Here is a 3,695-nt window from a genome sequence, read left to right on the forward strand (position 1 = left end):
CCGACTCTGCCGGGCGGCGCGGACGGACCTGAAGAGCGTTGCCGACATGCCGCGGGCGCTGTCGCGACTCGCGCTCAACCGTGGCGGCCCGCGCGATCTCGGCGCGCTTCGCGCCGGCTTCGAGGCGGCGGACGCCATCGCACAGCTGTTCGCGGCGATCAGCCTGCCCGAGGAACTTGCGGCGGCGCTGGCATCGATCCAGGCTCTGCCGCGCGATCTGCGCGACCATCTCAGCCTGGCGCTGGATGAGGAATTGCCGCTGCTCAAGCGCGACGGCGGTTTCGTGCGCCGCGCCTACCATGCCGAGCTCGACGAGATGCGAGCGCTGCGCGACGAATCGCGCAAGGTGATCACCGGGCTGGAGCGCTCGCTGATCGAGGAGACTGGCATCCGCTCGCTGAAGATCCGGCACAACAATGTGCTCGGCTATTACATCGAGGTCACCGCCAACCACCATGCGGCAATGACCGGCAGCGACGAGAACAAGGCCCGCTTCATCCACCGGCAGACCATGGCCAACGCCATGCGCTTCACCACGACGGAGCTCGCCGAGCTGGAATCGAAGATCGCCAATGCCGCCGACCGGGCGTTGAGCATCGAGCTCGCCACTTTCGACCGGCTGATGGCGGAAGTCGTGGCCGAGGCGAACAGCATCCGCGCCGGCGCCGATGCGCTTGCGGTGCTCGACGTTTCGGCAGCCCTTGCGCTGCTTTCGGAAAGCGAGGCCTGGTGCAGGCCCGAGGTGGATTCCAGCCTCGCCTTCGAAATCGAAGGTGGCCGTCATCCGGTGGTCGAGCAGGCGCTGCGCCGCTCGGGCGAAGGCCCGTTCGTTGCCAACGACTGCGATCTTTCGCCGGAGGGCGGCGCCAAGGCCGGCGCGATCTGGCTTTTGACTGGTCCCAACATGGGCGGCAAGTCGACGTTCCTGCGGCAGAACGCGCTGATCGCCATCCTTGCCCAGACCGGCTCATTCGTGCCGGCGCAGAGCGCCCATATCGGCGTCGTCGACCGGCTGTTCTCGCGCGTCGGCGCATCCGACGACCTGGCACGCGGCCGCTCGACCTTCATGGTCGAGATGGTCGAGACGGCCGCGATCCTCAACCAGGCAGGCGAGCGGGCGCTGGTGATCCTCGATGAGATCGGCCGCGGCACAGCGACCTTCGACGGCCTATCGATCGCCTGGGCGGCGGTGGAGTATCTGCACGAGAAGAACCGGTGCCGAGCGATCTTCGCCACGCATTTCCACGAGATGACGGCGCTGGCCGGCAAGCTCCCCCGCCTCTCCAACGTCACCATGCGGGTCAAGGAATGGGAGGGCGAGGTTGTGTTCCTGCACGAAGTCGGCAAGGGCGCGGCGGACCGTTCCTACGGCGTACAGGTGGCGCGGCTCGCCGGCCTGCCGGAGGCCGTGGTGGCGCGGGCAAAAGAAGTGCTGCACCAACTCGAGGAAGGCGAGGTGTCGGGCAAGGCCAATCGCCTGGTCGACGACCTGCCGCTGTTTTCGGTGGCGGCGAAACGCGAAGCACCTAGGCCGGCAAAGAACGACGCGCTGAGCGACGCACTCGTCACGATCAATCCCGACGAGATGACGCCGCGCGAGGCGCTGGAGGCGCTCTACAGGCTGAAGGGGTTGGCTACAAAGCCCTGACGCGGCGCGGCTTCAAATCATCTCCAGCCCACGCTTGCGGGTGGGCGGCGGGAAGGCGCGGTCGAGCTCGGCGAAGTCCTCCGGTGTCAGCCTGATGTCGAGCGCGGCAACGTTCTGGCGGACATGCTCGGGCTTGCTCGCCTTCGGAATGGCGATGAGGCCTTCCTGGCCCATTACCCAGGCAAGGGCGATCTGCGCGGCCGTCGCGTTGTGGCGGGCGGCGATGGCTTCCAGCCGGCCATTGCGCGCCAGCGCGCCCTGCTCGACCGGCGAATAGGCCATCAGCGGAATGCCGCGCTCCCGGCTCCAGGGCGCGAGGTCGAATTCGGGGCCGCGACGCGCAAGATTGTAGAGCACCTGATTTGTCTGGACGCTGCTGCCGTCGCGCAGCCCGACCAGTTCCTCCATCTCATCGGTGTCGAAATTGCTGACGCCCCAATGGCGGATCTTGCCGGTCGCCTTCAGCGCCTCGAAAGCCTCGACGGTCTCGGCCAGCGGCACGCTGCCCGGCCAGTGCAGCAGATAGAGGTCGATGCGGTCCGTGGCGAGACGCCTCAGACTGTTCTCGCAGGCCCGCTTCACCCCGGCGCGCGAGGCATTGGACGGCAGCACCTTGCTAACCAGGAACAGCTCGTCGCGCCGCCCGGCGATGGCCTCCGCCACCACTTCCTCGGCGCCGCCGCTGGCATACATCTCCGCGGTGTCGATCAGCGTCATGCCGAGGTCGAGCCCAAGCCGCAAGGCCCTCACCTCGTCGGCGCGGTGGCGGCTGTCCTCGCCCATTTTCCAAGTGCCCTGGCCGAGCACCTGGACGGCTTCGCCCGAGGGCAATGTGGTGGTTCTGATGGTCGATGGCATGACTGGGCTCTCACTGACGGCGGGATCGCATCACAGCCGCGATAGGAAATCCAGTGGTGCCAAGCCCGCCCGGATTTCTCGCGTGCCAAAAACCTACTTCGCCGGATGGGCGGCGAGCCAGGCCTGCATCTCCTTGATCTCGGCCTCCTGCGCCTTGACGACACCTTCGGCGAGCCTGCGGATTTCCGGATCCTTGCCGTTGGCGAGCACCACCTTGGCCATGTCGATGGCGCCCTGGTGATGCGGGATCATGCCGCGGACGAAGTCGACGTCGGCATCGCCCGAATACTCATCTGCCATCATGGCGGCATGCATCTTGTCCATCGCCGCCTTGTAGCCGGCGGTCGAAGGGCTCTCCGCGCCCATCGCCATGCCGGACATGTCGTGCTTCATCTCCTGCGACTGCGCCGGAACGCTTTCGAGGAAGACGGCGAGCAGCATTCCCGCCGCCATCAGCAGCAACACGATCTTCTTGGCCAAGGTCATCCAGTATCTCCTGTTGATGGATAGTCGTATTTGGGAGCTTCGATCAGAGTTTCAACGTCCTCAGCCGCAATGCGTTGCCGATGACCGAGACCGAGGACAGGCTCATCGCCGCCGCCGCCAGCATCGGCGACAGCAGCGTGCCGGTGAGCGGGTAGAGCACGCCCGCCGCGACGGGCACCCCGAGCACGTTGTAGAGGAAAGCGAAGAAAAGGTTCTGGCGGATGTTGCGGATCGTCGCCTGGGCAAGCGTGCGCGCCCTGACGATGCCGTTGAGATCGCCCTTGACCAGCGTGATGCCGGCGCTTTCCACCGCAACATCGGCGCCGGTGCCCATGGCGATGCCAACATCGGCGGCGGCAAGTGCCGGCGCATCGTTGACGCCGTCGCCGGCCATGGCGACACCTGCGCCCTTGGTGCGCAGTTCCTCGACCAGCGCGCCCTTCTGCTCGGGCAGCAGGCCGGCGCGCACTTCGTCGATGCCGAGCTTGCCAGCTATGGCGCTCGCCGTGCGCTCATTGTCGCCGGTCGCCATTATGATCCGCAAGCCGCTGTCATGCAGCGCCCGGATCGCCTCGGCCGTCGTCGCCTTGACCGGGTCGGCGACGGCGACGATGCCGGCCAGCCTGCCGCCGATGGCGACGAACATCGCCGTCTTGCCCTCGCCCCGCAGCGCGTCCGCCGGCCCTGAAACCGAGCCCGTGTC

General features: G+C 67.0%; 4 protein-coding genes. 1 reads left to right on the forward strand and 3 read right to left on the reverse strand.

The features are described 5' to 3' along the window. On the forward strand, nucleotides 1–1,648 hold a 1,648-nt coding region (mutS, locus tag EOA33_RS27945), incomplete at its 5' end, for a DNA mismatch repair protein MutS (RefSeq protein ID WP_127407109.1). Nucleotides 1,649–1,660: 12 nt separating this feature from the next. Here mutS and EOA33_RS27950 read toward each other — a convergent pair. From EOA33_RS27950 to EOA33_RS27960, 3 genes are all read right to left on the reverse strand, one after another. Beyond that, entirely contained in the window at nucleotides 1,661–2,506 is an 846-nt protein-coding gene (locus tag EOA33_RS27950) for an aldo/keto reductase (RefSeq protein ID WP_127407110.1), read from the reverse strand. Nucleotides 2,507–2,599: 93 nt separating this feature from the next. Further along, nucleotides 2,600–2,992: a DUF305 domain-containing protein gene (locus tag EOA33_RS27955; protein ID WP_127407111.1), complete on the reverse strand. Its 393-nt coding sequence runs from the start codon at nucleotides 2,990–2,992 to the stop codon at nucleotides 2,600–2,602. A gap of 43 nt (nucleotides 2,993–3,035) precedes the next feature. Continuing rightward, nucleotides 3,036–3,695, reverse strand: a 660-nt coding sequence (locus EOA33_RS27960; protein ID WP_127407112.1) for an HAD-IC family P-type ATPase, incomplete at its 5' end; no start/stop codon positions are given.

The sequence above is a fragment of the Mesorhizobium sp. M4A.F.Ca.ET.050.02.1.1 genome, assembly GCF_003997725.1.
GTDB lineage: Bacteria > Pseudomonadota > Alphaproteobacteria > Rhizobiales > Rhizobiaceae > Mesorhizobium.